This window comes from uncultured Nisaea sp., from assembly GCF_963974195.1.
Taxonomy (GTDB): Bacteria; Pseudomonadota; Alphaproteobacteria; order Thalassobaculales; family Thalassobaculaceae; genus Nisaea.
In genome coordinates, this window is the sequence record NZ_CAXBDC010000172.1 from 1 (window position 1) to 5,252 (window position 5,252).

The 5,252-nt window shown below is 61.0% G+C and carries 6 protein-coding genes; 3 read left to right on the top strand and 3 right to left on the bottom strand.

Annotated elements, in window-relative coordinates:
- Positions 1–573, top strand: a 573-nt coding sequence (locus AAC126_RS21590) for an exodeoxyribonuclease III (protein WP_339857411.1), incomplete at its 5' end; no start/stop codon positions are given.
- 117 nt (positions 574–690) lie between these two features.
- Here the strand turns inward: AAC126_RS21590 and AAC126_RS21595 are convergent.
- Both AAC126_RS21595 and AAC126_RS21600 read right to left on the bottom strand, forming a co-directional pair.
- Complete coding sequence (locus tag AAC126_RS21595; RefSeq protein WP_339857412.1) at positions 691–2,193, bottom strand: M81 family metallopeptidase; 1,503 nt, start codon at positions 2,191–2,193, stop codon at positions 691–693.
- 32 nt (positions 2,194–2,225) lie between these two features.
- Complete coding sequence (locus AAC126_RS21600; RefSeq protein ID WP_339857414.1) at positions 2,226–2,405, bottom strand: hypothetical protein; 180 nt, start codon at positions 2,403–2,405, stop codon at positions 2,226–2,228.
- 168 nt (positions 2,406–2,573) lie between these two features.
- Here AAC126_RS21600 and AAC126_RS21605 point away from each other — a divergent pair, with 168 nt between their 5' ends.
- Both AAC126_RS21605 and AAC126_RS21610 read left to right on the top strand, forming a co-directional pair.
- A complete protein-coding gene (locus tag AAC126_RS21605; protein ID WP_339857416.1) occupies positions 2,574–3,479 on the top strand; it encodes an HAD hydrolase-like protein in 906 nt (301 codons plus the stop codon).
- A 15-nt stretch (positions 3,480–3,494) separates the two neighbouring features.
- Complete coding sequence (locus AAC126_RS21610) at positions 3,495–3,941, top strand: thermonuclease family protein (RefSeq protein WP_339857418.1); 447 nt, start codon at positions 3,495–3,497, stop codon at positions 3,939–3,941.
- Positions 3,942–3,952: 11 nt separating this feature from the next.
- On the opposite strand, the gene AAC126_RS21615 is transcribed toward AAC126_RS21610, so the two are convergent.
- The coding region (locus AAC126_RS21615; protein ID WP_339857419.1) for a class I tRNA ligase family protein at positions 3,953–5,252 on the bottom strand (1,300 nt) is incomplete at its 5' end.

Sequence of the window (5,252 nt, forward strand, 5' to 3'; positions counted from 1 at the left end):
ATCCTCTCGAAGCACGAGATCGAGGATCCGCAGGTCGGCCTTCCCGGCGATGACAGTGATGAGCAGGCCCGCTATGTCGAGGGCACTATTGGCGGCATTCGTTTCGCCTCGATCTATCTGCCGAACGGCAACCCTATCGCAACCGAGAAATTCACCTACAAGCTCGGCTGGATGAAACGCCTGAAGGCCCGGGCGGAAACCCTGCTGCAAAGTGAAGGCCCCGTCGTGCTTGCGGGCGATTACAATGTCGTGCCGATGGATGAAGACGTGCATGACCCGGTGGCCTGGGCAGACGATGCGCTGTGCCAGCCGGAATCCCGCGCCGCATACCGCTCCATCCTCAATCTCGGCTATGCGGACGCTTACCGGATCTACAATACCGCGCCGCACCGCTACAGTTTCTGGGATTATCAGGGCGGCGCCTGGCAGAACGATCACGGCGTCCGGATCGATCATCTGCTGCTCTCGCCACAAGCAGCCGACCGGCTGAAAGCCTCCGGCATCGATTCAGGCCCCCGTGGCAAGTCCAAAGCCTCGGACCACACCCCGGTCTGGATCGAGCTCGCAGCGTAACTAGATTACGCCACTTAATTAGGTCGTCATCCCGGCCGAAGAGCCGGGACCTGGTTGATCATAGAGTTCTATTGACCTTCCCTGGGTCCCCGCTGACGCGAGGATGACGATTTGTACTCACCCCGCTTTGAACGGCTCCCCCAACGGCCGTGTCCGCAGCCCGCCGCGAAGATGTTTCCACGGTAGCGCCGCCGGATCGGCCAGAACCGGGCCTGGAGATGCACATTCTATAATTTCCGCCGCGATGGGCACGAAATCGGCGCGGTAGTGCACCGAGCTTTTATTCACCAGAATCTTCATTTGTTCCGGCTCGATGCCAAGGAACCGGTACATCATCCGGTCGGCCATCTGCACCTTGCGGGAGCCGACCAGAATCTGCACCCCGTTGATGCTGAGCCGGGCCGATGGGCCGAGCCGCATGTGGGTGCCGGAATAGAACGGCCCGGTCGCCGTGAACTCGCCATTCGACAGCGCCTCGACCCGGAACGTGCCTTCAAAGGGCGCATCGCCCGGCACCCGGGATTTACCGCCAAGGCCAAGCGTGATTTCAGCCCCCTCACCGGCCTCGTGCGCGGCCAGAGCCGCCTCGGCATCCACCAGCAGGCCGATCGCAGCGCCTTCGGCGCCATTGTTGACCAGCGCCCGCAATATCCCCGTCGTGTCGCTGTTCGCGCCGCCGCCGGAATTATCCTGCACATCGGCAATGACGACCGGACGGTCTGCGGTAGCCGCTATACGCATCGCTTCACGCACGGCCTCGTCAGGATCGGGCAATGCCGCAGAGAAGTCTGCCTCCTTGGCGCAAATAGCATCAACCAGTTGTTTCACCGATTGTTTCACACTCCCCTCGTCATCGCCGTAAGCGAAAACAGACGCGCCACAATGATAGATATCGGTTGCCGGAAAGCCCGTTGCGAAGGAAAGCGAGACGTCATGCGCCGCCTCAAGGTCCGGGATCCTGGCGTAAAGCCCTGCGGCAGGTTCGGCCATCGTGCATTGCCGGACCAGCGGCATCAGGAAGGGGATTTGCGCGAAAGTGTGAACGGGTTTACGGCCTGACGTCAGAAGGGCGTCCAGCCGCCGCGCAACCCGGGCGCCCGTGTCCGCCATGTCGATATGCGGATAAGTCCGGTAGGCGTCGAGGCCGTTGGCCAGGGAAACCATCTCCGGCGTGACGTTCGCATGCAGGTCGAGGCTGGCCAGAATCAACATATCCTCGCCGACGAGCGCGCGTATCCGGCGCAGCAGCTCTCCCTCGCCATCTTCGTACGTTTCCGTCGCCATCGCGCCATGCAGGCAGAGATAGACCGCGTCGGCCGGCAGGGCTTCTTCAATGCCCTTGAGAATCAGCCCGGCGATATGCTCGTAGGCTTCATCCGTCACGTGAGCGGAGGGAGATGCGGCGGCCCAGCTTGCCGGCACCAGCTCATGCCCGAGCTTCCGGGCCTGCTCGATGAAGCCCGCGACGGACAGGTTGATACCCTTGACGGCGTCGAACAATGGCGCCCCCGTGACCAGTGCAGGCCAGCTACCGGGGCTGGTAAAAGCGTCCAGTCCCGCCTTGCTGGGGCCGAATGTGTTGGTCTCGTGCTGAAAGCCGCCGATGATAATCCGCGCCATTCGGGCTCTCCCGTCCGAAGGTTATGCCTAAGCTAGTTGATGCCGATGGCGCCGCAGAGCGAAACCCAGACATCCTGGAAGATGTAGCTATCCCGCACAAAAGGCAGGACAGCCACGCAGATGAGAAGAAAAACGACAAGCCCCATGAACTCGGTGCTGCGCCAGCGGCGCGGCTCCTGTTCAATCCTGGTCCTGTCTCCGTGCTGTATCATTCAGATTCCGTACCCTCGGGGATGAGGCGGCGTTGGCAGAGGGTGCATCTGCCTGTAATCAATGCATGACATCTTAATCACGGGCCATGCGCGAAGGCAATTTGCCCGGAACCATTCTTCTGGAACCGCTCCGGTTCCAAAACCCGACCGACTGAGGAACTGACAGGCATGTGCGCGAGGGAATACCTGACGTTTGACGATAGCTGGGCCGGATATCTGCGCTGGTCGCACCGGTTGCCGCCCGCACCGCCGCCTGTCACGCCGCGCCGTATATCCGGCATTGCCGAAATCATCGGCGATTTCGACGCCGTGATCCTCGATAATTTCGGCGTTCTCAGCCTCGGCCCGCCAGTCATCCCCCAAGGCCCTGCGGCTTATGACTGTATACGCAAGGCAGGCGTTGCCGTCCGTGTCGTCTCGAATGACGGCTCCAAGAGCATCGCGGCAATGTGCGAGAGCCATCGCGCACGCGGTTATATGTTTGAGGAATCAGAGATTTTTGCCGGTGTCAGCCTGCTTGAAAGCATGCTTGAGCGTGGAGGAGATGGTTTCTGGGCCGCCATCGGGCTCGATCCCCGTCTCATCCCTCATGGGGGCCATGACATTCGCGGCTGGCCGGGTGACGGCGTCAATATCGACGAGGCCTGCGGTTTGTTGCTGCTCGATTGCGATGATTTCTGGAGAAAGGATTTCGCGCCGATCCTCGAGAGCTTCAAGCGCCATCCCCGCCCCGTCATCGTTGGAAACCCGGACCTGACAGCTCCCTATACCGATGCAATGAGCCTGGAGCCCGGTTATCTCGCGCATCAACTCGCGGACGAAGCGGGGGTAGAGCCGGTCTTTCTCGGCAAGCCCTTCGCCCCCGTTTATGAGCTGGCCATGCGCGACCTGGCCCATATCCCGCCCGAGAGAGTGCTTTGTGTAGGCGACACACTCCACACGGACGTGCTCGGCGGGCGCTCCCGGGGCATGAAGGCCCTGTTGGTTGAAACCGGCTTCACCCGTGGAAAAGATCCCCTCACCCTTGCAGAAGAAAGCGGAATCTGGCCTGATTTCATCGCACCGTCGATTTGAACATGGAGCGACCGCATGCATGCGCCAGTCCTCTTGCTCTCGATGCTTCTCTGTCTGGCCGGATTTTCCAGTGCCGCAATCGCCGCGGACAAAAAGCCGATCGTCATCGAAGGCGAAGCCCGCGTTATTGATGCAGGCACGATCCAGATAGACAGAAGTGTGATCAAACTGTTCGGGATCGTTGCCCCCGGCCCGCGCCAGAAATGCCTGCGCGGCGCCCTGCCCTGGCTCTGCGGCGCCGCTGCAAAAAAGCATCTGCAAGAGCTGGCGGATCGAAAGCAGGCCCGCTGCGTCGCCGTGGAGACTTTCAACGCCCGCTGCATCGTTAACAACAAGGATCTGTCGAACGAGATGGTGCTGGCAGGCTGGGCCGTTGCCGATGTAGCGGGTGATGCCTACAGACCGGCCGAAGAAAAAGCCCGCGCAGGGAAGCGCGGGCTTTGGGAAAATGTTCCAGACTAAGACGCTAGCGACTAGAGCGCGGCAATCCGTTCCAGCGCGGCGGCCAGCTTGTCCCGCCGGGCCTTCTCATCGGCCAGCCGCTCGCGGTTTTCTTCAACCACTTCGGCCGGGGCCCGGGAGATGAAGCTCTCGTTCGACAGCTTCTTGTCCAGCTTCATGATCTCGCCATCGAGCTTGCCGAGATCCTTTTCCAGCCGCACGCGTTCCTGGGCCAGATCGACCACATCGGCGATCGGCAGAACGATCATCGCCTCGTCAATCACACCCTGCACCGCACCGGTCGGAATGTCGTCCGTCGCGGAAATATTCTCCAGACGGGCGAGACGGAGGATCACATCCCGGTTCCGCTCCAGACGCTCCGCCGTTTGAGCGGACATGTCCTTCAGCAGCAGATCGATCTTCGCGGCGGCCGGCACGTTCATTTCCGAGCGGATAGAACGCACCTCGGAGATCAGACGCACCACCCAGTCCATCTCGGCGATGGCATCCGCGTCAGCAGCGTCCTGCAAACCATCCGGCCAGGCCGTGGTGATCAACTGACCTTCGCCGCCAAAAGCAGACCACAGCTCTTCTGTAATGAACGGCATCAGCGGGTTCAGCAGATTGATTGCCTGCATCAGCACCCAGGCCGTCGCCTTGCGGGTTTCCTCAGCGGCAGCCTTGTCGGCACCGGAGAGGATCGGCTTGGTGAATTCCAGATACCAGTCACAGTAGGTACCCCAGATGAAGTGATAAAGCGCGCCCGCCGCGTCGTTGAACCGGTAGCTGTCGATCGCCTTGGAGACCTTGGCTTCCGTTTCCGCCAACTCGGAGATGATCCAGCGATTTACGGTCTGTGTCGCGGCTTTTGGATCGAACGACGCATCCCACTGACACTCGTTCATTTCCGCATAGCGGGCCGCGTTCCAGAGCTTGGTCGTGAAGTTCCGGTACCCCTCGACCCGGCTCTCGGCGAGCTTGATGTCCCGGCCCTGCGCCGCCATGGCGGTAAGGGTGAAACGCAGCGCGTCGGTGCCGAATTTCTCGATCAGATCGAGCGGATCCATCACGTTGCCCTTGGACTTGGACATCTTGGCGCCGTGCTGATCCCGGACCAGAGCATGGATATAGACCGTCGAGAACGGCACCTCGCCCATGAAATGAATGCCCATCATCATCATCCGGGCAACCCAGAAGAAGATGATGTCAAAACCGGTGACGAGCACGTCACCCGGATAATAGCGATCCAGCTCCGGTGTCTTTTCCGGCCAGCCGAGCGTCGAGAACGGCCAGAGCGCGGAGGAGAACCAGGTATCCAGCACGTCTTCGTCG

What these genes read in the sequence shown, in the direction of transcription:
- AAC126_RS21595 (WP_339857412.1), bottom strand. Translation starts at nt 2,193, where the DNA reads ATGGCGCGGATTATCATCGGCGGCTTTCAGCACGAGACCAACACATTC.
- AAC126_RS21600 (WP_339857414.1), bottom strand. Translation starts at nt 2,405, where the DNA reads ATGATACAGCACGGAGACAGGACCAGGATTGAACAGGAGCCGCGCCGC.
- AAC126_RS21605 (WP_339857416.1), top strand. Translation starts at nt 2,574, where the DNA reads ATGTGCGCGAGGGAATACCTGACGTTTGACGATAGCTGGGCCGGATAT.
- AAC126_RS21610 (WP_339857418.1), top strand. Translation starts at nt 3,495, where the DNA reads ATGCATGCGCCAGTCCTCTTGCTCTCGATGCTTCTCTGTCTGGCCGGA.